Source organism: Paludisphaera rhizosphaerae, assembly GCF_011065895.1.
Lineage (GTDB): Bacteria > Planctomycetota > Planctomycetia > Isosphaerales > Isosphaeraceae > Paludisphaera > Paludisphaera rhizosphaerae.
Genome location: NZ_JAALCR010000001.1, coordinates 375,386 through 399,337 on the forward strand (window position 1 = coordinate 375,386; position 23,952 = coordinate 399,337).

Below are 23,952 nucleotides of genomic sequence, written 5' to 3' on the forward strand. Positions count from 1 at the left end.
GCGGGCCCTCCGTGGCCCGGCGGATCGTCAGGCCAGCTTGGCCATTTCCTCGGTCAAGCGCCAGAGCGCCCGGTTGGTGCGGATATCCTCCGCCACGCCCTTGATCGGCCGGGTGGTCACGCGCCGCCCGGTGCTCGCCCGGCCCCGCAACCCGCCCTGCACGAGATTCTCCTGCAGGACGTTCGCCGTCGTCCAGAGGTCGCGGTTCCCCTCGGCGTCGGTGTAATCCTCGTTGCGGCGTGCGGTGAGCAGGAACGCGGGCTTGATCGCGTCGTTGGGGCGGATTTCGTGGGCGGCGGACGCCATCGCCAGCTGCTGCGGGCGGGTGAGGCTGATCCCCTTCCATCCCTCGATCGCGGCCATGCTCCGCGGGGCCTGGTCGATCACCTGATACGTCGCGTCGATCACGCGCTCGCGGAAGTCGGCCCCGCCCGAATGGCGGATGCTGATCGAGCCGAAGTCGGCGGACTGGACGGTGAGGCCGTTCGAGCACACCAGCCGGAAGACGCCCGCCATGAACTGATAGGCGGCGGTGCCGTCGTGGCTGTTGGTGAGCACAAGCTCGGGAAGTTCCTGCCCGACGGCCAGCGGGCCGATGTGGTCGTCGTGGCGGAAGCGGATGAGGTGGCGGGTGAAATCGCCCTTGCCGGGGATGCGAGTGCGGCCCTGCAGGGCCCGCACGGGGCGGAATCCCTGCTCGCCCAGCATGTCCACCACGTCGATGGTGGGGACCATGCGGTAGCGCCCGCTCATCCGCTCCCAGGGGGAGGCGGCGAAGACGGAGGGGGCGGAGGCCTGGAGCTGTTCGCGGCTGAGGATTGCGACCATCGGGAGCGTCTCCTGTCCTGAAGGAATAGGCCGGACTGCCGTGAATGCGGCGGGCATTCACCCGGCAGCCGGGGCGGAGGACGCCGGATCGTGTAGAATGGGCGGCGAAGTCAGGGGAGGAGCGGCGGCTGCACAAGCGCAGCGCGGAAGCTGGCGCGTCGCGACCTTGACGAGGCGGCGGCCCGGGGGCTCGACATGACGGCTCCAGTCATCGATGAGGCGGCTTGCGCCCTGCTCGCGGACGCGGGCCTGCTGCGGCCCGACGGGGAGGGCTGGCGGGCTGCCGACGCCTTGCTCGCGGCCTGCAACCGCTCGCCCGACATGGCCCGGCTGCTCCCCGCGCTGGAGGAGCTGGCCCTGGTCGTCGCGGGCGGGGAGATTCGAAGGCTGATCGAAGTCGCGACGCGGCTGCGCGCGAGCGGCGTCACGCTGGAGGGATTTCACCGCCTGGTGGAGCGGCTTGAGGAGGCGGCGGGGTCTCGGCTCCGGGCCTGATCCCCATCGCGGCCATGATCGCGCGGGCCTGGAACAGGACCTTGACCTTCGCCAGGTCGTCGAGCAATTTCTGCGAGCCGCGGCCGTTCGTCACCAGCCGCCCCGCGCCTTGCTATCACGGCGTTCGCCGGCGATCTCCCCCGCCAGCCGCTGCACGGCGGTGCGGCCCTCGGGCGTGCCCGGCGCGGTCCAGGCCTTGACTCGCTCGGCGTAGCGCACGCCCTCCGCCTGCATCGCGTCCTTCTCGTCGCGGCTGGGGGGCTGGTCGTCGGCGAAGGCGATGCCCGCGGCGGAGTGGTCCTTCGCCTCCAGCACGCGGACGCCTTCCTGCGGGTAGCTGGCGATCGGCTTGAAGCGGTCGGCCCATTTCGGCGAGGACGGCCCCGGCTCCTGCACGGTCGGCTCGGGCTGGGGCGCGGCGGCGTCCGCGCGGTGCTCGTCCAGCATGACGGCGGCCTGGGCGTCGCTCAGGCCTTCCATCGCGGTCGCGGCCGCGTCGCCCGCCGTCGTGACGGTCGCGGGGAAATCGGGGTGGTGTCTCTTCTTGCGCGGCATGTCGCCTCCTTGCGATGTTTGGAGCGAGAGGTCGGAGTCGAACCGCCCGTCTTCGGCTTATTGGGCCGCTGCTCTGCCTTTGAGCTACCTCGCGTTCGTTGGTGCGGCGGGCCGGACGCTACCCCGACTGTGGTCTTTCCCTAGTCAGCGGATCTGGTCCGCACCATCCAGAAATCGGTTTACATCTGGCTTACCGTGCCGGAACCCATCCTTACCCGCTGCATCGCCCGGCAATTGGGACCAGATTTCGCGAGTCGCCTGCAGCGTGTCTGCTTTCCACGCCTCCGCCGCAAGCCACCCATAGCGCAACCGCGCGGCGATGTCAAACCTCCGGTTCGAGGCCGCGCTTGTCCCGCTCGAAATAGCGGTAGGCCCGCTCGCGCGTGCCCTCGACGCTGGGCGCGACCCCGCCCTCCGCCGCCGATTGATGCGCGTAGGCCCAGAAGGCCAGGACGTGGAAACGGTCGGACCAGAAGTCTTCGTCGATCTCGTGATTCGGCATATCGATATCCCAAAAGTTGGGGCGGGCCGCAGCCCGCCCGAGTTGAATCATGCGGCCCTGGCCTTGGCGATGGCCGCGAGGGCCTTGGCCCGCGCCTCCGCTTCGCCTTCGGTCAGGGTGATGCCGTGCTTCAGGTCCTGATCGACCGTCTGTTCCAGCAGGTAATCCAGGGCTTCGAGCAGGCTGGCGGCGGCATCGAGCATCCGGCCGGGCTCGAAGTCGATCGCCCTGGTGTAGATGAACAGGTCGTCGCCGGGGACGTCGACGAGCGCGCCGAAGTCCGAACCGTCGCATTCGTGGATGTCTTGCGCCTCGTCGAGGGTCAGCTTGGACGCCGCTTCGGCGGCGGCCTCGTGGCTCTCCGCCTCGATTCCGGGATAGTACAGACGCAGTTCGCGGAAGATGTGGACGTTGTATTTGGTCATGGTCATTCCCCTTTCAATCGTTCAATCAATGGCATGGCTATGATGTTCCACCAATCGGCATGCTCCAGCGCGATGCGCCGCAGCGCCTCGATATCCTGGGTGATCGCCGCGTTGTGGACCCATTTGCGAGAGCGTCCGGCTTCAAGGGCATTGAGAAGATCGGGAGCCGCCGCGAACAGTCGGGCGTTCGCCTCCGCCTCAAGCTCGGCTTCCACGCCGGATTCGTTCCAGCGTTCCACCTCCGCGATCTGATCGCCGCTGGCGTTCGTCACCGAGAACACGCTGTCGCAGTTGCCGGAAATCTCGTACGCCCAGGGGCTTTTCGAATGGTTGAGGTTGTATTTGCGCATGGTCATTCTCCTTTCAGCGTGATGCGTTCTTCGATGCCGTTCGGCAGGACTTCTTCGATCCAGCCGGGGCGACAGAGCCAGATGTCTTCGTAGAGCAGATTCGCGCGGCTTTCGGCGTGTTCGCGGTCCGTCGCCTTGATGTCGACGTCGATGGATATGCGGTAGTGCTTCATGGTTTTCTCCATAGGTTGATTGATTCGGTCAGTCGGCTTTCTCGAAGATCATGCAGACGTCGTGCAGGCCCGGGATGAAGCTCGATCGGTACACCTTCTTCGAGCTGCTGTTGCCGTGGCTGAAGCGGATGACGTCGGTGCAATGCTGCTTCAGGCCCAGCGAGAAGGCCAGCTCTTTCGTGTGATACACCAGCGGGACGTACCCGGCCTCGCGGTCGCTGTAGTCGCCCATGAGGACGATCACCTTCCCGCCGGGGTGGATCGCCCCGGCGCAGTTGGCGATCAGCAGCCGATATCGTTGGAGGAAGGCTTCCATCGTCGGCGTGCGGGAGAGGTCCCTCGGGTCGCTGGTGTAGAGCTTCATCCGCCAGTACGGCGGGTGGATCCAGGCGACGTCGAACGCGCCCGCGGGCCGGTCGCACGGCTCGCAGGCGTCGACGCCCTGGTGCAGGTCGCTCGACCAGCAGTAGACGTCCAGCTCGCGGCAGACGTCGCGGCAGGTGCCGCTGCCGGTCATCGGGTCGAAGACCGACTTCGCCCGGAAATACCGGATCAGGTCGCGGATCAGGTTGCCGCCGCAGTTGCCCGGGTATCCCCGGTCGCCGTAGTCCCCGGCCTCGGCCGAGTGGTACAGGCTCGTCAGGCCCGGGACCGGGCTGCCGTTGATCGGCGCCGCCGGGAGCCTCGCCCAGCGGGTCGGGTCGCGGTCGGCCGGTCGGGGCATCCTGGCGGGCTCACCGACATGATCGACGTGCGAACGCTTCAGCCTTGGTTGCAGCCGGGCGGCGTAGAAGGGATTGATCGATGCGATGCCGGTCATTGTGCGACTCCTTCCGCGCGGGCTTTCTCGAACTTCGCGGCGGCCTTGCGCAGATGCGGCTCGTAGACGTCGCCCCGCCAGGAGTTGGAGCCGAATTCCACGTCGCAGTCGGCCAGCTTGGCGATGTCCAGGACGGCGCAGTGATGCGAATGCTCGAAGAGGACGCCGATCTTCACGCTGGCCTCCTCCCCGGCGTCCCGGAAGACGACGGCGTGGAAGGGCATGCCGGCGATGCCGTTGCGGTGGTAGGCAATGTTGAGGACGGTGATCTTCATGGTGCGATTCCTTTCGCATGCGTTGATTAAGTCGATGATCTTCATCTTGCGATTCCTTTCGCTGTGAGGATGGAGGGCGGGCGCTCCGGCCCGCCCGATGGTGGTCAGGCCTCGTCGCGGGCCTTGGGTCGGCTGAGGACGATCCGGCCCGAGAGCGGGATGCTGTGCAGCTGCACGGTGTAGCCGCCGTCCCGGTTGCTCCAGGCCACGCCCACGCGGTCCCAGTAGCTGGCCTGGTCGTTGCCGTCCCGGACCTGGTAGGCGATGAAGGTCGGCCTGCGGTTCTTGACCCCCACGTCGGCGGCGTCCGCGTTGCGTTGTTCCATGTGACTTCTCCTATCTGTATGAGGCCCCGCCAATCGGGGCCTGATGGGAAAAGCGCCCGAATCCGTCCAGCCTCGGCGCAGCGCACCGGGCAACCGAAAGCCGGAGGGTCCGCGCGGCGGAAGCCGGCTTGGCAGGTTGCGGGGCGAGGCGACGGATTCAGCGTCCCCGTTCAGGCCCGATGGCGGGTTCATGAAGACGGGGGAGAAGACGTGGAACTCGACCGGAATCCGCGACCGGAGGGCAGGCCCGGCGGCCCGATCGTCGCAGACGAGGAGAAGGTGGTTCGCAACAGCGCTTCTGGAGCACCGCCGTTAACCGGCTTGAGGTCATGGGATTGCGGCCGATTCAGTGCGCGACGTCGGGCAAAACGCCATCTCCGGCGCGACTTTTCGAATATTAGCCTTCGCGCGGCACATGCGGAGAGCAAGGAAGGTCGCGGAGGAGAGGCGATCGCGGCGCATTTGCCATCTCCGCGCAATAGATGGCGCGCCAAAAAAATCTCACCTGCCCCGGAACATACCTGAGCGCTAAGCTGACCCGACCCGCGACCCCCGATGAATCCCCGGAAGGAGGAGCCGATGACGGTGCGCAACGAGACGAGCCCGGCGATGGAGCCCGAGGAGGACCGCGCCCGACCCGGCCCCTCGGCCGATTCCGCGTCCCCGTCGAAGTCATGGGCGGAGCTGATCCCGACGCGGGAGATCATCTACGACCCCGCCCAGCCCAGGCTGTCCATCGGCCCGGAGCCGCTGGCCGCGCTGGTCGAGAGCATCCGCCGCCATTCCATCCTCCAGCCGCTCCTGGTCCGCTGGGACCCCGCGCTCAAGAAATACGTCGTGATCGAGGGGCATCGCCGGCTCATGGCCGCGAACGAGCTGGCGCTGGAAGCCGTCCCCGCGATGATCATCGACGCGACCGAACCCGCGGACATCCACGCCAAGCAGGTCTCGGCGAACGAGACGAAGGAGGGGCTCACGCTCTCCGAGCTGGCGAAGGCGTTCCAGCATCAGGCGGAGCTGAGGCCGGACGCGACCCAGGCGGAAATCGGGGCCAGCCTGTCGCTGAATCGCTCGAAGACGAGCTTCATCCAGGCCTATTTCGTGGTCGAGCCGCCCGTGAGGGAGCTGGTCGACCAGGGGCTCATCCCGCAGATGGGCCTCTATTACCTGGCCCGCACCAACGGCGAGATGCAGATCGAACTGGCCCGCGCCATCGCCGAGGGGCGGATGACGGTCGACGCCTGCAAGGCCCACGTCCACGCCGTCGTCGGCAAGCAGGCCCGCAGGCCGAAGGGCGGACGGGTCACCCTGAAGCTGGCGGGCGCCACCTTCACCGCCGAGTCGCTGGAGGGCCTGCAGCAGGCCCTGGACTCGCTGCGGCGCAAGCTCAAGAACGCCGGCTCGCTCGAAGAGCTGGCCGCCCTCCTGAAGGGGGCGTGACCCGTGCGGGCGCCCGATCCGAATCAAGGCCGCCGCGCGTCTCGCGGCGGTCGCCGAAGCACGCGGGCCCTCGCCGAGGGCCGGCCGTCCTGGAGAAGGGAGCGAGGTCGTGAAAGTCCTCTGCCGCGTCATGCGGCTGCTCTTCCTGACGTGGCTCTTCCGCCGGGGAAGGCCCCCCGACCGGTGGGCCCAGGACCATCCCCTGTTCCGGGTCTCCAGATGGGACGCGCTCACCCAGCGCGAGCTGCTGGAGAACACGCTCGCCTTCGGGCGGACCGGGGCGGGCAAGACGTCGTGCATGGCCGGCCTGATCGACGCGTCGATCCAGGACGGCTGGGGGGGCGTCTTCTTCACCGTGAAGGTGGACGACCCCGACTACTACCGCAGGCTTTACCGGGGGGCGAAAGAGAAATGAGACGTGGACCAGGAGCCGGAAGGCTTGCGCGTGCTCGGGCCCGGCCGCCCGGAGCGGTTCAACTTCGTCGAATACCTCCACGCCTCGGGCGGCGGCGACTCGTCGTCGGTGACCGACGCGATCATGGAGATCGTCGACCTGGCGGACAAGCGGGGGGGAAAGGGCGACAAGGGGAACCAATTCTTCAACCGCTATTCCCGCCGGACGGTCGCCTCGGCGGTGGACGTGGTGTCCGCGAGCGGCGAGCGCATGTCGCTCTCCGCGATCCTCGACGTGATCACCGGCGCCCCCCAGACGCCGGACCAGGCCGACGACCGGAAGTGGCGCGACGAGTCCCGCAGCGCCTACTACTTCCAGGCGGCCGACGACCGGGCGCGGGGCCTGCCCGAGGAGAAGCGCAAGGACTACGAGCAGGCGCGGGGCTTCTTCTTCGGGGAGTACGCGTCGCTGGCCGGCGAGACCGGCTCCAGCGTCCGCGCCACGATCACCAGCGTGCTCGACCCGTTCAGCCGCAGCCCGCTCCGCGAGCTGTTCTGCACGACGACGACCTGGAGGCCCGAGGACGCGTTCGAGAAGGGCGACTGGCTGCTGATCGACATGCCGACCCACAAGTACGGGTTCGCGTCGTCGATGGCCCAGGTGCTGATCAAGTACGCGATCCAGAAGGCGGCCCAGCGCCGCGTCCGGCCCGATCGCCCCTGCCTACTCGTCATGGACGAGTGCCAGGAGCTGATGAGCGGCAACGACCAGCAGTTCGCCTGCGTCGCCCGGTCCAGCCGGGTCGCCATGCTGGCGATGACCCAGAACGTGTCGAACCTCCTGCGGACGTTCGGCGACCCGGACGAGGTGAACTCTCTGGTCGGCAACTTCCGCAACAAGTGGTTCTTCTCCGTCGACGACAAGCCCACCGCGGAGCTGGCCAGCTTCATGGCCGGGGAGGCGTACGACGTGGCGACCGGCGGCGGGCAGGACTGGGACTACGACCCCTTCGCCCTGTTCGGCAGGGAGAAGGACCAGCGACAGAACCTGAACTGGCGCGAGGAGCGGCGGGCCGCCGTCGAGCCCGCCGAGTTCGCCCGGCTCCGCACCGGCGGCGCCCACGGCTACGCCGAGGCCGTCCTGTTCTCGGGCGGCCGCACCTTCAGCAACGGCCTGCATTACCTGCTGGTCAAGATGCCCCAGTGGGACGTCTGACCGCCGCCTGACCCCGCCCCTCGACCCCGTTCCATCCAGACGACGCCGAGCGCGCCGGGCGCCCCCCGTGCGCGCCGGCCCCGGAGGAATCCATGCAAGACCAAGGTTACAAGGAGCACGAGGGCTTCGGCCTCGCCGAGAGCTTTCGGTTCTCGGCCGGCCTGTTCCTGCTGGCCGTCTTCGCGATGACCACGCCGTTCCAGGTGATCCTCCACCACTCGCACGGCTCGCGCTATTTCAAGGGCGGCCCGGTGCTGATCTCGCTGATCGCGACCGTGCTCTGGACGGGCATGTGGCCGGACGCCGATCCCCGCCCGATGTTCGCGATTTATTACCTGTTCCTGGGCATGACGGCCGTGCGCGGCCTGCAGTGCCTGCGGCGGCGGTCCCGGCCGCTGCCCGGCGTGCATTCGAGCTACAACGGCACGCCCTATCTCCTCACACGCTGGTTCGACGAGCGGACCGCCAAGCACAAGGTGGAGCCCATCCTCCTGCTGCTCGCGGGCGGCGCCGTCCTGCAGCTCACGGAACCGCTCGGCTGCTTCCTGATGGCGGGCGGGGCCTGCCTGACGGCCGAGACGGCGATGGCGATCGACGCGCAGCGCGCCCGCGACGAGGCGGTCGCCGACGCGCGGATCGAGGCGGGGATGGCCCGCGATCGGAGGTGGGGGTGAAAAAAGAGCCCCGCCGTCTCCGGCGGGGCGAGCTGTCCAATGCATTCGTCCTCTGCGATCCACACATTACCACTTGAGAGAGGGTCGCGCAATGGTGAAACCGCGGGCCGCCGACGGCGGCGAGAGGAAGCGGGCCTCCGCGATCGTGCGCGGGGTCTACGACACGCTCGGCGAACTCTACGTTCGCGCGGGCCACGGCGCGGCGGAACTGGCCGCCGCGCTCTACACCGGGAACGCCTACGTGGCCTACGGGCACGTCAGGCCGAATCCGGAGATGGAACCGATGCAGACGCAGAATCAGGCGCAGGAACAGGAGGCGCAGGCCCAGCAGCAGGCGGCGCCCCAGCAGGCCGAGGCCGGGATCCAGGCCCAGGAGACCGAGGCCCAGGCGCAGTCGACCAAGGGGCTGGAGCAGCGGCAGGCCTACGTGAAGCCGCCCCAGCAGGACCAGGCCCAGCGGCAGCGGCAGGGCCTCCGGCAGTAACCAAAAAACCGCGCGGGCGGCGCGTCGCCGCCCGCGCCCTTCCAAATGGAGCGACCCATGATCCAGCTGCTCTACCAGGTCGACGCGTGGATCGCGGAGGGGTTCGGCTATCGGACGCTCGCCCTCCTGCTCCTCTTCCTCCAGCTCGATCAATTGTTCGACCGCCACGCGGCCCCCTGGCTGAAGCGACACGTCGAGCCGCGCGTGGAGCGGGCCTGCGTCGGGCTCGGCGTCCGGCTCGGCCTGAGGGGGCGAGGGGCCCAGGCTCCGGGAGAGTCGACATGCAAGCGTTCGGCCAGCTGATCCTCTTCCTGATCGTAGCGACCGCCGTCGCGATCTCGATCTTCGCCGCCAAGTGCGGGGAGAAGGTCGAGGCGCATTTCTCCGACCCCGAAAACGCCGCCAAGGCGGCCGAGGCCCTCAAGCGCCTCGCCAAGAAAGGGAAGTGAACCATGGAACTCCTGGGAGCGATCGGCCTGCTGCTTTTGACGTCCACGGTCCTCTGGGCCTGGCTCGGTACGCTTCGCGACAAGCACCCCGTGCTCGACAAATTGATGGACTTGGAGGAGCGTCGCTGCGCCGCCACCCGCAAGGGGCTGGGGGCGCTCGGCAAGGCCGCCTTCTTCGTCGGCAAGGCGGCGATCAAGAAGTGACCGAGGCCCGCGCCGGGCGGCGACTCCCCGCCGCCCGGCAACCCTCCAAGGAGGCCGAACATGACCGAGAAACACCTCGCCAAGACGCTGCAGGGCCACAGCGAATGGCTGCGGAACCCGTCGACGCGGGAGGGGGCGAAGGCCGACCTCCGGGCGGCGGACCTGCGCTACGCCAACCTCGCCGGCGCGGACCTGCAGTTCGCCGACATGCGGGCGGCCGACCTCCGCCACGCGGACCTGAGCGGGGCCAAGCTCCGCAACGCCGACCTCCGGGGCGCGGACCTGAGCCGGGCCAACTGCGAGCTGGCGGACTTCACCAACGCGCAGATGCACGGCGCCCTCGTGGAGGGGACCAACCTCCGGGGCGCCAACCTGCAGTACACGAACCTGACCGCCGCGTCCGCCGCGCAGAAGCCCGACGAGGGCGCGCCGGCGCAGGCGGCCGGACGCGAGGGCAACCCGGAGCTGGACCGCCGCCGGGCGCACGTCCCGCCGCCGGCGCGCCAGGACGGCCGCCGCCAGAAGGGCCCGACCCAGGGGTGAACCATGACCGAGTCCGAATCGCCGCAGTACGACGCCGCGCTCAGGCTCGCGATCGAGCTGGTGAACCGCCTGCAGGGCGGCGAGCCCAAGGCGCTGCTCGTGGGCTTCGCCACCTTCAAGATTTTGGAGCTGATCCGCGATGCACCCGCTTCACAACCGGCCGGCCGACCCGGCCGTCCATGAGGCGTCGATCCGGATGGCCCGCCGCTGCCGCCGAGTCGTGCAGGCCTGCCTGCGCGAGGAGGAGTGGGGCGACGCCGACCGGGAGTTCTATTCCATCATCCGCGAGGGCCTTGAGGCGCTCGCGTCCCGAAAGAAGGAGGATCGAACGTGCTGAGAGACTTCTTGCTGGAGATCGGGTCGAGGGGCTGGCCGATCGGCCTGGCCTTCACGGCGGCCGCCGTCGGCGCGGTCTTCGCCGCGTCCGCCGCCCTGGCGTGGGCCTGGAACCGCCTGTCCGGCCGCCGCGCCCGGCGCCTGCTGGCGCGGGCGATGCTGGCCCTGCACTCCGACGCGGAGCTGACGCGGATCGCGGCCGGGCGGGGCTGGATCTCGTCGTCCGACCTCGGCCCGCGGCCGGTCGGCGAGCTGGAGCACCGCGTCGACCTGGAGCGCCTCGCCGGGCTGCGCGAGGCGGCGGAGGCCGCCGGCTACGAATACCGCGCCGCGCGGTCCGAGGAAGGCTATTACACCGTCGCCCTGGTCCGCCGGGACGACATCTGCCACTGCTCGTCGCGCAGCCAGTTCCGCGCGAGCCTGACGGCGGCCGCGCTGGCGATGGGGGGAGGGCCGTGGAAGCTGCTGAACGAAGACTTCTGATCGACGCCGAGGAGTTCGCCCGCTGGCTGGACGTCTCCGAGCGCACGCTCTGGCGGCTGCTCTCGGCCGGCAAGGTGCCGAAGCCGATGCGCGTCGGCCGGTCGACCCGCTGGCGGGCCGAGGAAATCCGGGGCTGGATCGACCGGGGATGCCCGGCGGAAAAATGACTTGCGCGAACGATCGATCCGTGCCAGCCTCGGCGAATGCTGACGTCGTATCCAATCTCACAAGCCATCCCTTCCGTGCTGCGGGCGCCTCGGCGTCAGCAAACCCCCGGCGTCCGCAGCACCGAACGGATGGACCGAGGTTGATCATGAAATCAAACAACAATATCGGAGACGACGCATTCGAGGACGAGGCGCCGGAACGCCGCGGGGCGTTAACCCTCTCCCACGAACTATCGAAGGAAATCGATCGCTGTCAGGCGATCCTGAAAGACCACCGCGGCTTCGCCTTATTCAAGCTCCGCGGGGCCATCGAGTGGGCGGAGACGACGATCCGCTCGGGGAATGCGATCGACATGAGGCCGGCGCTCGAAAACATCAGGGCGGTCCACTCAGAGCTGGCCGGGGGTGCCCAATGAAGGCCCTCCCGATCCCGTTCACCGCGCCCATGGTCCGCGCCCTGCTCGAAGGCCGCAAGACGCAAACGCGGCGGATCATCGAGCCGCAGCCCGTTCTTCTTCCCGACAAGTTCTGGAGGCTGCACGGGGCCGCCTGGAGTGAGGGAATAAGCCGCGTCCCAGTGATGCCGGGCCATTCGCTAGCGAAGAGGGCCCCCTACGGCCAGGACGGCGACCTGCTCTGGGTTCGCGAAGCTTGGGTGCCGCAGCCCAATCGCGAAGGCCCGGGCTATCTATCCGACGCTACCTGGTTCCCGCCGGAGTGGGCGGGCCGGTGGGAGTCCGCGATCGACATGCCCCGCGAGTACAGCCGACTGACGCTGGAAATCACCGGCGTCCGCGTCGAGCGGCTGCAGGAGATCAGCGAGGCGGATGCGATCGCCGAAGGAGCTTGGTCCGGACTTTACGACACGCCGCTCGCTCCCGACGAAATCCGGCCCGCCTTCACGATGCTCTGGGATTTCCTCTACGGCGAGGGTTCGTGGGACGCGAACCCCTGGGTGTGGGTGCTGGAATTCAACGTCCACCGCATGAACGTCGACGCCTTCCTGGCCGGGAGGGCGGCATGAGCGAGAAGCGCCATTTCTACCGAATGTGGTATCACGCCTACACGATGCAGGCCGGTTTCGAGATGCGGTTCCAGCTGCAGTTTCCCGGCTGCCGGGAGTTGGAAACTGTGGTGGCGATGGACTGGGATCGGATCATGAAGGGCGAGGTCAAGTTGACGCCGACCAGCCGCTTCTTCGTCCACTCAGCAAGCCTGCACCTGCTGGAGCCTCGCGTGGGCGACCACGTCCTCGCCGGCGGCGTGATCTTCCAGGTCATCCCGGACGGCGAACTCATGCGGCACGTCTGCGCCGTCTGCATCTCCGACCTCCGGCATTACGACGGGGTGGAGATCGTCCGCCGCGACGGCAGGCCGTTCCACTGGCCGGAAAGCGAGGCGGCATGAGCATCGAAAAGATCAGCGAGATCGCAGCTAAGACGGCGGTGGAGATCACCGTTCCGATAGCGATGGACGCCGGCGCGACGGCCTTCTGTGAAGCGATCCCGCTGGACTGGCTGGAGAAGCTTCTTATGGGCCATCACGACGATCACGGAGAGTTCGCTTATTCCGCGTGCGCTAAGGACATAAAGGCTCGGCTCATCAAGCAAGCCGGCAAGAATCTGTTCTCGAAGCAGGGCAAGAAAGTGCTGCCCGTGTAGAAGACGCCATCTGGCGCGCTTTGCCTACCGCCGGTACACTGAACCGATCGCCACCATCCCATTGGAGCCGCCGAAATGGCCTCGATCTACAAGCGGTCGTCGGACAAGGGGAAGAAGAACCGGCCCTGGATGATCGAGTACCTCGACCACGAGGGGAGGCGGGCCTACGCCAAGGGCTTCACCGACAAGGGCCTGACCGAGCAGCTGGCGGCCAAGCTGGAGAACGAGGTCATGCTCCGCAAGCGGGGGATGATCGACCCGGCGCAGGAGCGGCTGCTGGCGGTCAAGCAGTCGCCGATCGCCGACCATCTGGCGGCCTTCGAGCGCTCGCTCGACGACACCACCCCCAAGCACCGGCGGCTGACGATGACGCGGGTGCGCCGCCTGGTCGAGGCCTCCGGCGCGGCGACGATCGGCGAGCTGGAGGCGGAGGAGGTCGAGGAGGCGCTCAAGGAAATCCGCCGTGCCGAAGACCTGGGGGCCCGGACGTACAACCACTACCTACAGGCGGTCGACGAATTCGGCAAGTGGCTGGTCGCCTCCAAGCGGCTGTCGTCGAACCCGGTCGCCGGGATCGACCGGCTCAACGCCGAGACCGACGTGCGCCACAAGCGGCGGGCGCTCACGCGCGACGAGGTGTCGCGCCTGGTCCGGGCGGCACGGGAATCCGGCAAGGAGGTGCAGGGCTACCCCGGCGAGCTGCGGGCCCGCGTCTACCTGACCAGCTTCCTGACCGGCCTGCGGCGGCTGGAGCTGGCCAGCCTCACCCCCCGCTCGTTCAAGCTCGACGACGCCCAGCCCACCCTGACGGTCGAGGCCGCCTGCTCCAAGCACCGGCGCAAGGACGTGCTGCCGATGCACCCGGATCTGGTCGCATGGGTGAGGGAGTGGACGGCCGGCATGGACCCGGACGCGCCGCTGTTCCCCGGCCTGGCCCGCAAGAAGACCTACACGATGGTCCAGAAGGACCTGGAGCGGGCGGGCATCCCCTACGAGACGCACGAGGGCCTGGCCGACTTCCACGCCGCCGGGCGGCACTCGCACATCACGGGGCTGGTCCGGTCGGGCGCGTCGATCATGGAGGCGAAGGAGCTGGCCCGCCACGCCGACATCCGCCAGACGGCGAAGTACACCCACATCGGCCTGGAGGACCGGGCGGCGGCGCTGGGCAACCTGGCCGCCCCGGACGCATACGCATCCGTTGAACTGTCGGAAATGCGTCGGGTTTCGGGCGGCGTCTCCCGTCGCGAGGCGTCGCCGGGTGGCACCGACCCGTCGGAGGGCGACAAGCCGGGAAACGAAAAAACCCCTGATTTCTCAGGGGTTTCGTCGTCTGCTGTCGTCGGTTGTCGCCAGGAGGCAATCGACGTAAGTAGTGGAGGCGGCGGGAATTGCACCCGCGTCCCGAGAAGCTTCGGCGAGGGCCTCTACGTGCGTAGCCGATCAATTGGTTGTCGGCGTCGGGGCTCTGATCGGCAAGATCCCCTTCGGCTTAGCTCGTCATGAGTCTAGCCCGGGCCTCAACAAGCGGTTTGGCTCAGGCGATCCCGAATTGGCGTCCCTGGCCGGATCTCTCGGGAGAAGACCCGTCGCAGGGCCGGTCGCTGTTTTCAGGCAGCGAGACGGAGACCAACAGTGTTGTTGGCAGTTAAGTTTTAGTCGGCTTTTTACGAGGCCTGCTGACCAACCTCGGCACGCCACCGTTCACGTCGGACATCCGGTCGATCCTGGTTCGCCCCCTTGGGAATCGTGGTTCAGGCGGTCGATCGACCGATCCAACCGCCTGGTCACCACAATTATGGGTTCTACGTCGCCCAGGTCAATAAGGATCGCTCTTTCTCTGAGCGACTCCCAGGTTTATGATGCGGCTCCGGTCGGTGTCGCCGCCTGGCTGGGGCCATCGAGAACGTACGGATACGCGTCGACTGTCGAGGGATCGCGCGATGCTGCCTACCTGGGATCAGATCCAGCGCGCCGCTTACGAGCGCTGGGAACGTCGGGGATGGGCCCACGGGAGCGACCAGGACGACTGGGTCGCCGCCGAAATGGACCTGACCTTTCAACTCAACTATCGGCCGGCCGCGGAGTATCCGCTGGCCTCGTATGAGCCGATCATCGTCGGGTCGCGGACCCGGCCGAGCTGTCGATTCTGCGAACGGGCCGAGCCCCGTACGAAGTTCTCCGCCGCCCGCCCGATCACCCCGGCGACGCTCGGCGAGACATCGCTCCGCTGCGCGGAAATCTGCGACGAGTGCCACGCCCAGTTCGTCGACTCGATCGATCGCGACTTCGCCGGCTTCTGGCGATCGGTCCATCAGGCTCGAGACCTCTGGGAAGGGCCCTCGTCGATTCCCGTCGGTGCGTTCAAGGCGTTGGCCCGAACGGCTCTGGCGATCATGCCGGCCCGAGAGCTTCAGCACTTCGAGGACACCGTCGAATGGGTCGGCAACCCCGACCATGATTTCGACGGCGCGCTCTTCGCCGGGACGGGGTGTCTCGTCTATCGGACGCGCTTCGCACACGCGACGCCCTGGGTGTCGCTCTCAAGGCGAACGGATCCCGACGTTCCCCTGCCCTACTCCGTTTTCGCTCTGATCTGGGGGCGAGACGTCGTCGAGATCGCCCTGCCGCTTTGCGCGCGGGATCAGGATCACGAAGGATCGGCCCACCAGCTCCCCCCCCGCTCATTTACAACGGGTTTCGGAGGTGAGGCGCTGTCCGCGAGATCGCGACGAATTCCGCTGGAGATGAGCGAGCGGCCCCGCCGTCGCGGAATGCGGCTCTTCGCCTGAAGCCCTGCGGCTTGACGTCAAACTCGACCGAAGGCGACAAGGGTGACGTCGTCGAACGGGGCGCATCCCGCGGCGTGGCCTCGGACGTCGTGGGCGACGGCCTCTCCCGCCTCCCGAGGCGAGGCGTGAGGTTGCGAGAGCAACTCGCGGAACCTCGCATCGCTGTAGCGAGTGTTCGCTCCGTTCATTGCGTCGGGGACGCCGTCCGTGTAGAGGATGACGAACTCCCCGGGCTCCAGGTGACTCTGGCAGGCCTCGTAAACCGAATCGCCGGCGATCGCCAGGGGGAGCCCCGACGTATCTCGGCCGACTTCCTCCACGGTCCCGTCGCGACGGCGGATCAACGGCGCGGGGTGGCCGGCGTTGACGACGTGGAGAGTGTGGGCCTCGACGTCCAGCATCACCAGCAAGAAGGTGATGAACATGTCGAGCACGCCGTTCTCGGTCAGCCGGCGGTTCAGCTTCGTGACGACCTCGGCCGGGTCCCTCGCATCCTGAAGGAAGAGGCTGATCTCGGCCGAGAGCCGGGCGGTCAGCAGCGCGGCGGGGAGGCCCTTGCCCACAACGTCGCCCACGGCGATCGCCCATCGCCGGGGCGGCTCCTTGCGCGCCGCTTCCGAGCTGAACATGGGAATGAAGCCGTAGTAGTCGCCGCCGACGTGGCGCGCAGGCTCGTAGCAGTCCCAAAACTCATAGCCCGGGACCGATCGCGGCCGCTCGGGCAAGAGAGCCTGCATGACCTGCCGGGCGAACTGGAGCTCACGCTCGAACTCACGCTGCTGCAGCAGGTCGCGGTGCATCCGAGCGTTCTGAACGGCCACGCTGATCTGGCTGGCCACGGAGGCGAGAAGGTCGAGGTCGTCCTCGCTGAATCGGCCTCGGCCCTCGTCGGCGTGGATCTGGACGACCCCCACCGGCCGTCGCTGAGAGTCGAGGATCGGCACGCACATCAGCGAGCGGACGCGTCCCTCGGCGAGGCTGCGGACCTCGCCCATCTCCTCGCGCGTATCCTTGCTCAGGATGGCCTGAGAGCCTTTCATGACACGGTCGAGGATCGTCTTGCTGACGACCACGCTCTCCCCCTTGCCGGTGCGGGACTTCACCGCCTCCGGGAGCAACTCGCGGGCTGCGTTTTCGAGCAGGACGAAACCGCCGGACGCCTGGGGGAAGATGTCGAAGAGCGAATCGAGCACCCGCCCGAGGAGGGCGTCGAGGACCAATTCGCCGCCGAACTCACGGCTGATCTTTTGAAGGGCTCGCAACTTCTCTTCGGGGCGGGCGATCGGAGCTTCCTGATCGTCGTGCGCCGGCAGATCGACGGCCTTGAAAACCGTCGACTGGTCCTCGTCGCCGTCCTGAACGAGCACGGCCCGACTGAGGAACTTGAGGGAGACCTCGCCCAGTTGGATCCGGGCCTCGTTCCAGAGCGAGGTGGGACGGGTGACGCGCTGGCCGTCGAGGAAGGTCCCGCGGGTGCTCTCCAGGTCGCGAATCCAGTACTCGTCGCGACGGCGGGCGATCTCGGCGTGGCGGCGTGAGACGGTCTTGGGGTCGAGAACCAGGTCGCAATCCAGACTGCGCCCGATCACCGTCAGGTCGGCGGTCACCTTGAAGAGTCGGCCGGCGGTCGCGCCGTTGAGTACCTGAAGCACCGGAGTCGAGATCGGGTCCTGGGGCATGGGCTGCCGGCTCCGAGGGGAAGCGTCCGGCCGGCCCCGCCTTGGACAGGGCCGCCCGCTAGGAGAAGGGAACGCAACTGGACCCGAATCTTACGTTCCACCGAGGCCGATCGACGCCTGCGTTCGGGGCGGCGGTTCGGCTCGACTCGCGAAACGATAGATCAGAATCGCCGCGGCGGTCGATACGTTCAGCGAACTCGCTCGTCCCGGCATCGGGATGGTGATCGATCGTCTGCATCGTGCGACCCAGGCGGGATCAACGCCCCGGTCCTCGTCGCCCAGGACCAGACCCAGCCGTGGAGGGAGCGAGACCTCTTCAAAAGGCGTCGCTTCTCCGGCGACGGCCGCGAAAAACTCGACGCCAAGAGTGTTTTCCATGTCCGCGGCCATGCTGAGTAGATCATCGGCGACCACGACTGGCAAACGCAAGGCCGAGCCCATCGAAACCCTTAATACCCGCCGCGAAAGCGGATCCGGACAGGAGGGCCCCGCCAGGATCCCGTCCACGTCGAAGGCGTCGCACAGGCGGGCGATCGAGCCCAGGTTTTCGGGGTTGCTGATCTGGGGGCAGACCACGAATCGGAGCGTCCCGGAAGCGGTCCCCCACAATTCCCGCCAACTTGGCGCAGGGAGTCGCCGACCGCAGGCCAGCGCTCCGCGATGAAACGGGAAGCCGACGAGATCGTGGACCTTCTCGAAAGGCACGACGTAAAGGGGGACGTCCTCGGGAACGGTCGTCTGAAGACGGTCGAGATGCCGGTCGGTGAGCAGGACAGAGTCCGTCGGATACCGACTGGCGATCAACCGATCGACGAGGCGCTCGCCCTCGACGATGAAATGGTTCAGGTCGCGGGTCGTGTTCGTCGCCTTCAGCGAGCGGTAGACCGCCAGCCGGGGGTCGTTCAGGTCGTCGATCGGGATGGTCGTCATGGCCCGTCGATTGTATCGCGGAGAATTCGGGAAGGGAGGTTCGCTCCAGGTCGGCTTGTTCGGATCTTGCTTCGGGAGTCGGCTGGGAAGGATTCTCTCCCAGGATCCCCGCTTTCAGGGGCCGGCGGTCGGTTGTGTCGAACAGGGGGCGGGGATTATCGTGGATGCCCTGGCGTGCCCACGTTTCTCGACGCGTTCCATGGACGGAACCCCTACCGCCGAAGCAGGATCGGCGACCGCCCGGAGAGCCTCTCGCATGGTCGGCTTGGCAGCTCGCTGGTCCCCTTACGCTCTGGCGTTCTTCAGCAGCCTCTGCATCATGGTCCTGGAACTCGTGTCGAGCCGATTGGTGGCTCGCCACGTCGGCTCCTCCTTGACCGTCTGGAACAGCGTCATCGGGATCATCCTGGCGGGGATCTGCCTGGGGAACGTGCTCGGCGGCCGGCTGGCCGACCGCGTCGAACCTCGGCGGGCGCTCGGCCCCATCTTCGCTCTCGGCTCGTTCCTGACTTTCGGCTGCCTGCTCGTCAACGCCGCCATCCCCATGCTTCTCCCCTCGCCGCAGGCGATGAACTGGGAACTGAGGACGATCCTGGTCGTCACTCTCGACTTCCTCCTACCGGCGACCGTGCTGGGCATGGTCGGCCCGGTGGTCGCCAAGATGGCCGTCGACCTGTCGGCGAAGGCCGGAAGCGCCATCGGCGACGTCTACTTCTTCGGGGCGGTCGGCTCGATCGTGGGGACGTTCCTGGCCGGCTTCGTGCTGATCTACCTGGCGCCGACCTCGGTGATCGTTCTGGTCGTCGCCGCCGCTCTGGCTCTGCTGGCCGCCGCGCTTGATGAGAATCCCCTGACGCGCGGGGCGGCGGTCGCCACGGCCGTCCTTCTGGGGCTCGCCTCGGTCGCTCCGATGATCCGGTCGCTGGGGATCGGCGGTATCGATCTGGGTGGCTACCAGATCAACCATGTGGCGCTGGCGGGTGGGGCCGCGTCGCTCCTGCTGGCCTTCACCGCGGCCGCGTCGCTCAAGACGAGGGCGGCGATCACCGACGCTGAAGCGGAGGTGGCCCTTGAAGCGACGGCCGATCACCAGGCCTCGCGGACGAGCCTCCGCGACCTGGCGGCCCTGGCCTTCCTGGCCAGCCTGGCGTTCATGGCGATGGAGATGGTCGCCGGCCGAATGGTGACCCGCAACCTGGGGTCGAGCGTCTACGGCTGGACGAGCGTCATCGGCGTCTTGCTGGCGGGGTTGAGCCTGGGGAACTGGCTGGGAGGCCGCGTCGCAAACATCATCCGAAGCGAGAAGCAGGCGAGCTGGCTGTTCATGGTCGCCTCGGCCGCCCTGCTCTGGATCCTCTTTCTGGACGGTCAACCGGAGTGGTTCCGCGACGCGACCGGCCAGGGGTATAACCCGAGCCTCCTCAGTCGGGCCATCGTGCTGAACGAGGTCACTCTCTTCGGCAGCACCTGGCCGCTGAGCTGGCCGTATCGCGTGCTGCTGGTCGTGACGCTCGTCTTCTTCCTGCCGGCCGTCACCATGGGGACGGTCAGCCCCGTCGTGGCGAAGCTGGCCGTGGAACGGCTGCGGAAGAGCAAGCGGACGGGGACGGCCATCGGAGCGGTCTACGCCTGGGGGATGGTCGGCAGCATCATCGGAACCTTCCTGACGGGCTTCGTCCTGATCGACCATCTGGGGACGAAGGGTGTTCTGCTGGTCCTGGCCGCGGTGCTCGCCCTGGCGGCGACCATTCTGGGCTCGGTTTTCCACGCCGTCTGGGCGGGGATCCCGCTGGGGCTGTGCGTGATCGGGCTCCTTCCGATGAAGTGGACCGAGAAGATCGGCCACCAGTGGAACATCCGCGAGGATCGGGGAGACGTGACCACGACCCAGGACGCCCTCGCTTACGCGGACGAGAGCAACTACTACTACATCAAGGTCAACAACGAGCCCGAGGGGGACCTCCAGCTCCGGACGCTCGTGCTGGACAACCTGATCCACGGCTACTTCATCCTCGGCCACCCCGAGCGGCTCGACTACGACTATGAGCACATCTACGCGATGATCGGCTACCGGGCCGCCAAGGCGGCCGGCAAGATCACCCTCGCCGGAGCCGCCCCCGCGCCGACGCCTGCGGCAGAGACCGGGAAGCTCCCCGATCAGGTCATCGCCGACGGCCAGCCAACTCCTGCCAAGACCGAGACGAAGCCCGCCGCGCCGACGGCCGACATGCCGCCGGACGATGAGGAGATCCTGGAATCCCCCTCGCGGTCGTGGATGCCCAAGGTCGCGAGCTCGACGCTGAAGACCCTGTTTCTGGGGGGCGGCGCCTACACGTTCCAGCGCCACATGCAGCACGTCTACCCGGGGACTGAGGTCGACGTCGCCGAGATCGATCCGGCCGTCACGCGGGCCAACCAGGCGGCGACCGGCCTGCCCCTCGACACGCCCATCAAAACCACCTGGGGCGACGCCCGCCAGTTCGTGGAGCGGAACCAGGACTCCAAGCAGTACGACCTGATCTACGGCGACGCCTTCAACGACTTCTCAGTCCCCTGGCACCTGACGACCCGGGAGTTCAACGAGAAGATCTCCAAGATGATGGCCCCGACGGGCGTCTACATGATCAACATCATCGACGCCTATGAGTCCGACGCCGAGGCCCTCTCCAAGGCCAAGAAGGAGATCGACGCGCTCCAGATCAAGGATCCCGCAGCCGAGGAGCGAGTCCGTCAGCGATATCTCACGGCCGCCCACCGCTACGGCGGATTCCTGGGTGCCTGGACGGCCACCGCCAAACTGACGTTCCCCCACGTCTACATCTTCGGCACCAGCGAGTCGACCGGCGAGGGCCAGCGCGAAACCTTCGTCGTCGTGGCCGCGAAACAGCCGATCGACCTCACCGACCTCGGCAAGCGCGACGACGACCCCCGCTTCTTCCAGAATCACAAGCGGACCGTCGCCGCCTTCTACGGGCCCGAGGACGAAAAGGCCGTGCTGGAAAGCCGATCGCGAGGGATCATCCTGACGGACGACTACGCCCCGGTCGAAAACCTGCTGGCCCCCGTGGCCGAAACTCGCGGCAAGGATTGAGTGAAACAGCTTATTGAAGAAATGCGGTTCGATGGTCTTCCCCCCTCGCGGGGGAAGACAGACCGCGAGGAACACCGACGAAATAACCTCCCCGAGTCAAGGACCGAGAGGGTGGTCCAGGCGGCCCGCCTGGACGTCTTCGACCCCAAGCCCTGGGACGTCCGGGCGGGCCGCCCGGACCACCCGATCAGTGAGCCTTGACCTGTCCAAAATCGGGAAGTTGTTTCGTCAGCTGGCAACTGAAAACTGAAAACTCCCGAGCGGCCACCTTCCCCCGCAAGGGTGGAAAGACGTTATGGATCAAGTCGGGCTCCTTCCGGGATACGATCCGAGCGAGACTCATCCAATGAACTCTGGCGCCCCGTCGACTCCCAAAGCCCCCCGCGACTGGACCTGGCCGATGGTCTTCGGCGTCTTCGCGGCCTTCTGGGTCGTCTATCTCCTCGTCGGCCGGCTGGATCAGTTCAGCGACCTGGACGCCGGCGGGCCCAATACACCCGTGGACTACGAGTGGAGCTTGCGCGACCTCGACAACAACTCGGTCAAGTTCTCCAACTTCCAGGGGAAGCCTCTGTTCGTCAACGTCTGGGCGACGTGGTGCCCCCCTTGCGTCGGTGAGTTGCCTTCGATCGCTCGACTCGCGGCGACGCCGGAATTGAAGGACAAGGTCGCCTTCGTCTGCATCTCCACCGACGAAGGGATCAACCCCGTCCGCTCCTTCATGCGAGGGAAAGACTGGCCCATGACCATCCTTCAGGCCGACCGCCTCCCCCCCGTCTTCATGAGCGACGCCATCCCAGCGACCTATCTGGTCTCGGCCGAAGGCCGCGTCGTCTACGAGTACGTTGGAGGCACGGATTGGGATACCCCCAAGGTCGTCGCGAAGCTCCGAAAGCTCGTCGCCGACTCGCCCCAGGGCTGATCGACGGCCGGCCCAAGGACCGTTTGCGCCGGTTATCCGGACCTCGCGTCTGACGAGGCCTTTCGTGAGTAAGTTGACCTTAGGAGATTAGCGCAGTCCAGACCGCCGAAGGTCGCGAATCGGTCGCTTCCTCGGTCGAAACGGGCTCGCGTTTGGCTCCTGAGGAACGAGGGTCCCCTCCCATCTCGCCGCTCCTCAATAATGGGCGGTGCGGCGGAGTCAGGGACCTCGCGAAAATGGCCGAGCGAACCCAATTCCAGCGGTGGCGAAATGAACCCAAACGGTCTTCTGGCAAAGACTTGGGGTCACGCCGCTGTTCCGCATCTCTCGGCGATCAAAGCCAATTGAACCCAATCGCCGCAGCCGGGAGAGATCCTGGCTGCGTCCATCGAGGACCCACGCCCCAGCGCAGAACGCCGGCGCGAATCTGGCTTATCGCCGGTCGGGCCGAGTTGTTGGAATTGGTCAAACGAAGCCAAACGCGGGCCTGCGTTTTGTACGCTCAAGACTCGACGGATCAAGACCTTGCGTCGCCCCAGGCCGTGCCGCGACGGCCGCAAACGAAGCCGCCCTCGACGCGGTCATTCGGTTCGCAGAGGTGGAGGCTCGGTCACGAAGAGCCCGTATTCCTCATTCCGGCGTTCGACCGACCCGCTCCCCTCGGCGAAACGAACTTCACGGAGGCGGCCGCGCAGAACGACCCCCTTCTCCAGGTCGAACCCGAACAGAGCGTAGCGGATGGCGATGCCGCCAGCCCCCTCAACGTGCCCCCAGCGCGCAACGTCCTGGGGATGCCCCATCGTGACGAACGGCCCCCGATCCGAGCGGACGAGACGGCCGGGGCGGAATCGCTGCGAATCCAGCGGATGCACCGCGCTGGTGAAGAGACGTGCAAGCATCGCGGCGGGTTCGCGTCCGTCATAGGTCGAACCGGCCGCCAGGCGGTCGCGCGGTTCGACGATCAGAGGCTGATCGCCCGACCAACCACCTTCCGGGGCCGTCTCCACCAGGATCTCGAGCCGGCGGAGTTCGCCGACCGAGGAGGCCGACGCCTGGACCTCCAGATCGATCCCGGCCCCTTCGCGACTCCGGCTCCACGCGGCCCGGACGGTCAGGCCGTGCCAGCCGGCGGGCTCGAAGGTCGCCACCAGTCGGGAATGAACGACCTCAAGACCGACCAGCGCGGAGCGGTGAAAGGCGGAGTCGTCCCGGCGGCCGGTCGCCGCGAGGCCCGCCATGGCCAGGTGCAGCCAGGTCGAGTCGGCCGATTTCAGCCCCATCCGGCCGTCGGCGTGCTCGAGCGTCCACGTATCGCCGGCCCAATCGATGACGAAGCGGTCGGTCTCGCTTCGTACGGCCGCCCCTTTCGGGTCTTCCACGGCGTCGTTCCCGATGCAAACGATAAAACCCCGCCGACCCGGGTTTTCGTCGGGTCGGCGGGGCCGGAACAGAGAAGAGGCCGGATAATCGAGGCAGACGCCCCGGTCGATCGATGCAGCGCCTATTCGGCGGCAAGGCAATCAACGAATTTGAAGATACTCCTCGTCCGACCGATGTCAAGAGTCGAGGCACGAATTCAGCGCTCGTTCGATCGAAGGTCCTCACGCTCGCCGGACGCAAATCGGCTTTCTATTGCCTCATCGAAGGCCCGCCCCTGCATCGGTCGCGGCTTACACGGCCGTTTTCTCATGGGCGGCAGCCGGGCTGGGAGCCCGGCGACGGGTGGTGTGGAAGGTCCG

34 protein-coding genes, 1 tRNA gene, 1 other RNA gene and 1 pseudogene are annotated in these 23,952 nt (G+C 67.3%); 22 read left to right on the plus strand and 15 right to left on the minus strand.

Going from position 1 to position 23,952, the window contains the following annotated elements; genetic code table 11:
* Positions 1–27: 27 nt before the first annotated feature.
* Entirely contained in the window at positions 28–828 is an 801-nt protein-coding gene (locus G5C50_RS01655; protein ID WP_165063988.1) for a DUF932 domain-containing protein, read from the minus strand.
* 195 nt (positions 829–1,023) lie between these two features.
* Here G5C50_RS01655 and G5C50_RS01660 point away from each other — a divergent pair, with 195 nt between their 5' ends.
* Entirely contained in the window at positions 1,024–1,323 is a 300-nt protein-coding gene (locus G5C50_RS01660) for a hypothetical protein (protein ID WP_165063990.1), read from the plus strand.
* 90 nt (positions 1,324–1,413) lie between these two features.
* On the opposite strand, the gene G5C50_RS01665 is transcribed toward G5C50_RS01660, so the two are convergent.
* From G5C50_RS01665 to G5C50_RS01705, 9 genes are all read right to left on the minus strand, one after another.
* A complete protein-coding gene (locus G5C50_RS01665; protein WP_165063991.1) occupies positions 1,414–1,878 on the minus strand; it encodes a hypothetical protein in 465 nt (154 codons plus the stop codon).
* 21 nt (positions 1,879–1,899) lie between these two features.
* A tRNA-Ile gene (locus G5C50_RS01670) sits at positions 1,900–1,972 on the minus strand.
* 228 nt (positions 1,973–2,200) lie between these two features.
* Positions 2,201–2,380: a hypothetical protein gene (locus G5C50_RS01675; protein WP_165063993.1), complete on the minus strand. Its 180-nt coding sequence runs from the start codon at positions 2,378–2,380 to the stop codon at positions 2,201–2,203.
* A 47-nt stretch (positions 2,381–2,427) separates the two neighbouring features.
* The gene (locus G5C50_RS01680; RefSeq protein ID WP_165063995.1) at positions 2,428–2,811 is read right to left on the minus strand and encodes a hypothetical protein; all 384 of its coding nucleotides are present in this window, start codon (positions 2,809–2,811) and stop codon (positions 2,428–2,430) included.
* Positions 2,808–3,155: a hypothetical protein gene (locus G5C50_RS01685; protein ID WP_165063997.1), complete on the minus strand. Its 348-nt coding sequence runs from the start codon at positions 3,153–3,155 to the stop codon at positions 2,808–2,810. The genes G5C50_RS01680 and G5C50_RS01685 overlap by 4 nt, the downstream gene beginning before the upstream one ends.
* Before the next feature lie 2 nt (positions 3,156–3,157).
* Entirely contained in the window at positions 3,158–3,328 is a 171-nt protein-coding gene (locus tag G5C50_RS01690; RefSeq protein ID WP_165063999.1) for a hypothetical protein, read from the minus strand.
* Positions 3,329–3,356: 28 nt separating this feature from the next.
* Positions 3,357–4,148 (minus strand): TRM11 family methyltransferase, encoded by a 792-nt coding sequence (locus tag G5C50_RS01695; protein ID WP_165064000.1) that lies wholly within the window; start codon positions 4,146–4,148, stop codon positions 3,357–3,359.
* On the minus strand, positions 4,145–4,423 hold the full coding sequence (locus G5C50_RS01700) for a hypothetical protein (RefSeq protein ID WP_165064002.1): 279 nt from the start codon (positions 4,421–4,423) through the stop codon (positions 4,145–4,147). The genes G5C50_RS01695 and G5C50_RS01700 overlap by 4 nt, the downstream gene beginning before the upstream one ends.
* A 104-nt stretch (positions 4,424–4,527) precedes the next feature.
* Positions 4,528–4,749: a hypothetical protein gene (locus G5C50_RS01705; protein ID WP_165064004.1), complete on the minus strand. Its 222-nt coding sequence runs from the start codon at positions 4,747–4,749 to the stop codon at positions 4,528–4,530.
* Positions 4,750–5,328: 579 nt separating this feature from the next.
* Between G5C50_RS01705 and G5C50_RS01710 the strand changes: the two genes are divergently transcribed.
* From G5C50_RS01710 to G5C50_RS33130, 18 genes and pseudogenes are all read left to right on the plus strand, one after another.
* On the plus strand, positions 5,329–6,189 hold the full coding sequence (locus G5C50_RS01710; protein WP_165064005.1) for a ParB/RepB/Spo0J family partition protein: 861 nt from the start codon (positions 5,329–5,331) through the stop codon (positions 6,187–6,189).
* Between the two features lie 109 nt (positions 6,190–6,298).
* Positions 6,299–6,604, plus strand: coding sequence for a hypothetical protein (locus tag G5C50_RS01715; RefSeq protein WP_165064007.1), 306 nt, complete (start codon positions 6,299–6,301; stop codon positions 6,602–6,604).
* Between the two features lie 30 nt (positions 6,605–6,634).
* Entirely contained in the window at positions 6,635–7,798 is a 1,164-nt protein-coding gene (locus tag G5C50_RS01720; RefSeq protein ID WP_240906925.1) for a type IV secretory system conjugative DNA transfer family protein, read from the plus strand.
* Between the two features lie 92 nt (positions 7,799–7,890).
* A complete protein-coding gene (locus G5C50_RS01725) occupies positions 7,891–8,472 on the plus strand; it encodes a hypothetical protein (protein ID WP_165064011.1) in 582 nt (193 codons plus the stop codon).
* A gap of 91 nt (positions 8,473–8,563) precedes the next feature.
* Positions 8,564–8,956, plus strand: coding sequence for a hypothetical protein (locus G5C50_RS01730; RefSeq protein WP_165064013.1), 393 nt, complete (start codon positions 8,564–8,566; stop codon positions 8,954–8,956).
* A 57-nt stretch (positions 8,957–9,013) separates the two neighbouring features.
* Positions 9,014–9,259, plus strand: a complete 246-nt coding sequence (locus tag G5C50_RS01735) for a hypothetical protein (protein ID WP_165064015.1) — start codon at positions 9,014–9,016, stop codon at positions 9,257–9,259.
* Positions 9,238–9,405, plus strand: coding sequence for a hypothetical protein (locus G5C50_RS01740; RefSeq protein WP_165064017.1), 168 nt, complete (start codon positions 9,238–9,240; stop codon positions 9,403–9,405). The genes G5C50_RS01735 and G5C50_RS01740 overlap by 22 nt, the downstream gene beginning before the upstream one ends.
* A gap of 3 nt (positions 9,406–9,408) precedes the next feature.
* Positions 9,409–9,609, plus strand: coding sequence for a hypothetical protein (locus G5C50_RS01745; protein ID WP_165064018.1), 201 nt, complete (start codon positions 9,409–9,411; stop codon positions 9,607–9,609).
* Positions 9,610–9,669: 60 nt separating this feature from the next.
* Complete coding sequence (locus tag G5C50_RS01750; RefSeq protein WP_165064020.1) at positions 9,670–10,152, plus strand: pentapeptide repeat-containing protein; 483 nt, start codon at positions 9,670–9,672, stop codon at positions 10,150–10,152.
* Positions 10,153–10,155: 3 nt separating this feature from the next.
* Positions 10,156–10,335 (plus strand): hypothetical protein, encoded by a 180-nt coding sequence (locus tag G5C50_RS01755; RefSeq protein ID WP_165064022.1) that lies wholly within the window; start codon positions 10,156–10,158, stop codon positions 10,333–10,335.
* Complete coding sequence (locus tag G5C50_RS01760; RefSeq protein ID WP_165064024.1) at positions 10,292–10,489, plus strand: hypothetical protein; 198 nt, start codon at positions 10,292–10,294, stop codon at positions 10,487–10,489. Before G5C50_RS01755 ends, G5C50_RS01760 begins: the two co-directional genes overlap by 44 nt.
* The gene (locus G5C50_RS01765; protein ID WP_165064026.1) at positions 10,483–10,971 is read left to right on the plus strand and encodes a hypothetical protein; all 489 of its coding nucleotides are present in this window, start codon (positions 10,483–10,485) and stop codon (positions 10,969–10,971) included. The genes G5C50_RS01760 and G5C50_RS01765 overlap by 7 nt, the downstream gene beginning before the upstream one ends.
* Positions 10,944–11,138: a helix-turn-helix transcriptional regulator gene (locus G5C50_RS01770; RefSeq protein ID WP_165064028.1), complete on the plus strand. Its 195-nt coding sequence runs from the start codon at positions 10,944–10,946 to the stop codon at positions 11,136–11,138. Before G5C50_RS01765 ends, G5C50_RS01770 begins: the two co-directional genes overlap by 28 nt.
* Positions 11,139–11,284: 146 nt before the next feature.
* On the plus strand, positions 11,285–11,554 hold the full coding sequence (locus G5C50_RS01775; protein ID WP_165064030.1) for a hypothetical protein: 270 nt from the start codon (positions 11,285–11,287) through the stop codon (positions 11,552–11,554).
* Positions 11,551–12,162, plus strand: coding sequence for an ASCH domain-containing protein (locus tag G5C50_RS01780; protein WP_165064032.1), 612 nt, complete (start codon positions 11,551–11,553; stop codon positions 12,160–12,162). Before G5C50_RS01775 ends, G5C50_RS01780 begins: the two co-directional genes overlap by 4 nt.
* Positions 12,159–12,545 carry a hypothetical protein gene (locus G5C50_RS01785; RefSeq protein ID WP_165064034.1) on the plus strand — a complete coding sequence of 129 codons (387 nt, stop codon included), beginning with the start codon at positions 12,159–12,161 and terminating at the stop codon, positions 12,543–12,545. Before G5C50_RS01780 ends, G5C50_RS01785 begins: the two co-directional genes overlap by 4 nt.
* Positions 12,542–12,799: a hypothetical protein gene (locus G5C50_RS01790; protein ID WP_165064036.1), complete on the plus strand. Its 258-nt coding sequence runs from the start codon at positions 12,542–12,544 to the stop codon at positions 12,797–12,799. The genes G5C50_RS01785 and G5C50_RS01790 overlap by 4 nt, the downstream gene beginning before the upstream one ends.
* A gap of 366 nt (positions 12,800–13,165) precedes the next feature.
* Positions 13,166–13,879: pseudogene (locus tag G5C50_RS33130) on the plus strand (tyrosine-type recombinase/integrase); the annotation flags it as partial.
* Here the strand turns inward: G5C50_RS33130 and G5C50_RS32485 are convergent.
* Together G5C50_RS32485 and ssrA are read right to left on the minus strand one after the other, a co-directional pair.
* On the minus strand, positions 13,789–13,971 hold the full coding sequence (locus tag G5C50_RS32485) for a hypothetical protein (RefSeq protein ID WP_240906908.1): 183 nt from the start codon (positions 13,969–13,971) through the stop codon (positions 13,789–13,791). The pseudogene G5C50_RS33130 and the gene G5C50_RS32485 sit on opposite strands and share 91 nt — an antisense overlap.
* Positions 13,972–14,172: 201 nt before the next feature.
* Positions 14,173–14,539, minus strand: a transfer-messenger RNA (tmRNA) gene (gene ssrA / locus G5C50_RS01800).
* A 203-nt stretch (positions 14,540–14,742) separates the two neighbouring features.
* Here ssrA and G5C50_RS01805 point away from each other — a divergent pair.
* The gene (locus G5C50_RS01805) at positions 14,743–15,591 is read left to right on the plus strand and encodes a DUF2934 domain-containing protein (RefSeq protein WP_165064038.1); all 849 of its coding nucleotides are present in this window, start codon (positions 14,743–14,745) and stop codon (positions 15,589–15,591) included.
* 17 nt (positions 15,592–15,608) lie between these two features.
* Here G5C50_RS01805 and G5C50_RS01810 read toward each other — a convergent pair whose 3' ends face one another.
* Entirely contained in the window at positions 15,609–17,270 is a 1,662-nt protein-coding gene (locus G5C50_RS01810) for a SpoIIE family protein phosphatase (RefSeq protein ID WP_165064040.1), read from the minus strand.
* Between the two features lie 90 nt (positions 17,271–17,360).
* Positions 17,361–18,200, minus strand: coding sequence for a TrmH family RNA methyltransferase (locus G5C50_RS01815; RefSeq protein WP_165064042.1), 840 nt, complete (start codon positions 18,198–18,200; stop codon positions 17,361–17,363).
* A 256-nt stretch (positions 18,201–18,456) separates the two neighbouring features.
* On the opposite strand from G5C50_RS01815, the gene G5C50_RS32490 reads away from it, so the two are divergent.
* Both G5C50_RS32490 and G5C50_RS01825 read left to right on the plus strand, forming a co-directional pair.
* Positions 18,457–21,291, plus strand: a complete 2,835-nt coding sequence (locus G5C50_RS32490) for a fused MFS/spermidine synthase (RefSeq protein ID WP_165064044.1) — start codon at positions 18,457–18,459, stop codon at positions 21,289–21,291.
* Positions 21,292–21,637: 346 nt separating this feature from the next.
* The gene (locus G5C50_RS01825; protein WP_240906909.1) at positions 21,638–22,213 is read left to right on the plus strand and encodes a TlpA family protein disulfide reductase; all 576 of its coding nucleotides are present in this window, start codon (positions 21,638–21,640) and stop codon (positions 22,211–22,213) included.
* A gap of 581 nt (positions 22,214–22,794) precedes the next feature.
* On the opposite strand, the gene G5C50_RS01830 is transcribed toward G5C50_RS01825, so the two are convergent.
* The gene (locus tag G5C50_RS01830; RefSeq protein WP_165064048.1) at positions 22,795–23,592 is read right to left on the minus strand and encodes a hypothetical protein; all 798 of its coding nucleotides are present in this window, start codon (positions 23,590–23,592) and stop codon (positions 22,795–22,797) included.
* Positions 23,593–23,952 lie beyond the last annotated feature (360 nt).

What these genes read in the sequence shown, in the direction of transcription:
- G5C50_RS01755 (WP_165064022.1), top strand. Translation starts at nt 10,156, where the DNA reads ATGACCGAGTCCGAATCGCCGCAGTACGACGCCGCGCTCAGGCTCGCG.
- G5C50_RS01655 (WP_165063988.1), bottom strand. Translation starts at nt 828, where the DNA reads ATGGTCGCAATCCTCAGCCGCGAACAGCTCCAGGCCTCCGCCCCCTCC.
- G5C50_RS01760 (WP_165064024.1), top strand. Translation starts at nt 10,292, where the DNA reads ATGCACCCGCTTCACAACCGGCCGGCCGACCCGGCCGTCCATGAGGCG.
- G5C50_RS01680 (WP_165063995.1), bottom strand. Translation starts at nt 2,811, where the DNA reads ATGACCATGACCAAATACAACGTCCACATCTTCCGCGAACTGCGTCTG.
- G5C50_RS01750 (WP_165064020.1), top strand. Translation starts at nt 9,670, where the DNA reads ATGACCGAGAAACACCTCGCCAAGACGCTGCAGGGCCACAGCGAATGG.
- G5C50_RS01805 (WP_165064038.1), top strand. Translation starts at nt 14,743, where the DNA reads ATGCTGCCTACCTGGGATCAGATCCAGCGCGCCGCTTACGAGCGCTGG.
- G5C50_RS01745 (WP_165064018.1), top strand. Translation starts at nt 9,409, where the DNA reads ATGGAACTCCTGGGAGCGATCGGCCTGCTGCTTTTGACGTCCACGGTC.
- G5C50_RS01785 (WP_165064034.1), top strand. Translation starts at nt 12,159, where the DNA reads ATGAGCGAGAAGCGCCATTTCTACCGAATGTGGTATCACGCCTACACG.
- G5C50_RS01675 (WP_165063993.1), bottom strand. Translation starts at nt 2,380, where the DNA reads ATGCCGAATCACGAGATCGACGAAGACTTCTGGTCCGACCGTTTCCAC.
- G5C50_RS01790 (WP_165064036.1), top strand. Translation starts at nt 12,542, where the DNA reads ATGAGCATCGAAAAGATCAGCGAGATCGCAGCTAAGACGGCGGTGGAG.
- G5C50_RS01700 (WP_165064002.1), bottom strand. Translation starts at nt 4,423, where the DNA reads ATGAAGATCACCGTCCTCAACATTGCCTACCACCGCAACGGCATCGCC.
- G5C50_RS01690 (WP_165063999.1), bottom strand. Translation starts at nt 3,328, where the DNA reads ATGAAGCACTACCGCATATCCATCGACGTCGACATCAAGGCGACGGAC.
- G5C50_RS01660 (WP_165063990.1), top strand. Translation starts at nt 1,024, where the DNA reads ATGACGGCTCCAGTCATCGATGAGGCGGCTTGCGCCCTGCTCGCGGAC.
- G5C50_RS01705 (WP_165064004.1), bottom strand. Translation starts at nt 4,749, where the DNA reads ATGGAACAACGCAACGCGGACGCCGCCGACGTGGGGGTCAAGAACCGC.
- G5C50_RS01810 (WP_165064040.1), bottom strand. Translation starts at nt 17,270, where the DNA reads ATGCCCCAGGACCCGATCTCGACTCCGGTGCTTCAGGTACTCAACGGC.
- G5C50_RS01740 (WP_165064017.1), top strand. Translation starts at nt 9,238, where the DNA reads ATGCAAGCGTTCGGCCAGCTGATCCTCTTCCTGATCGTAGCGACCGCC.
- G5C50_RS01825 (WP_240906909.1), top strand. Translation starts at nt 21,638, where the DNA reads ATGAACTCTGGCGCCCCGTCGACTCCCAAAGCCCCCCGCGACTGGACC.
- G5C50_RS01735 (WP_165064015.1), top strand. Translation starts at nt 9,014, where the DNA reads ATGATCCAGCTGCTCTACCAGGTCGACGCGTGGATCGCGGAGGGGTTC.
- G5C50_RS01695 (WP_165064000.1), bottom strand. Translation starts at nt 4,148, where the DNA reads ATGACCGGCATCGCATCGATCAATCCCTTCTACGCCGCCCGGCTGCAA.
- G5C50_RS32490 (WP_165064044.1), top strand. Translation starts at nt 18,457, where the DNA reads ATGGTCGGCTTGGCAGCTCGCTGGTCCCCTTACGCTCTGGCGTTCTTC.
- G5C50_RS01665 (WP_165063991.1), bottom strand. Translation starts at nt 1,878, where the DNA reads ATGCCGCGCAAGAAGAGACACCACCCCGATTTCCCCGCGACCGTCACG.
- G5C50_RS01725 (WP_165064011.1), top strand. Translation starts at nt 7,891, where the DNA reads ATGCAAGACCAAGGTTACAAGGAGCACGAGGGCTTCGGCCTCGCCGAG.
- G5C50_RS01710 (WP_165064005.1), top strand. Translation starts at nt 5,329, where the DNA reads ATGACGGTGCGCAACGAGACGAGCCCGGCGATGGAGCCCGAGGAGGAC.
- G5C50_RS01815 (WP_165064042.1), bottom strand. Translation starts at nt 18,200, where the DNA reads ATGACGACCATCCCGATCGACGACCTGAACGACCCCCGGCTGGCGGTC.
- G5C50_RS01730 (WP_165064013.1), top strand. Translation starts at nt 8,564, where the DNA reads ATGGTGAAACCGCGGGCCGCCGACGGCGGCGAGAGGAAGCGGGCCTCC.
- G5C50_RS01780 (WP_165064032.1), top strand. Translation starts at nt 11,551, where the DNA reads ATGAAGGCCCTCCCGATCCCGTTCACCGCGCCCATGGTCCGCGCCCTG.
- G5C50_RS01775 (WP_165064030.1), top strand. Translation starts at nt 11,285, where the DNA reads ATGAAATCAAACAACAATATCGGAGACGACGCATTCGAGGACGAGGCG.
- G5C50_RS01685 (WP_165063997.1), bottom strand. Translation starts at nt 3,155, where the DNA reads ATGCGCAAATACAACCTCAACCATTCGAAAAGCCCCTGGGCGTACGAG.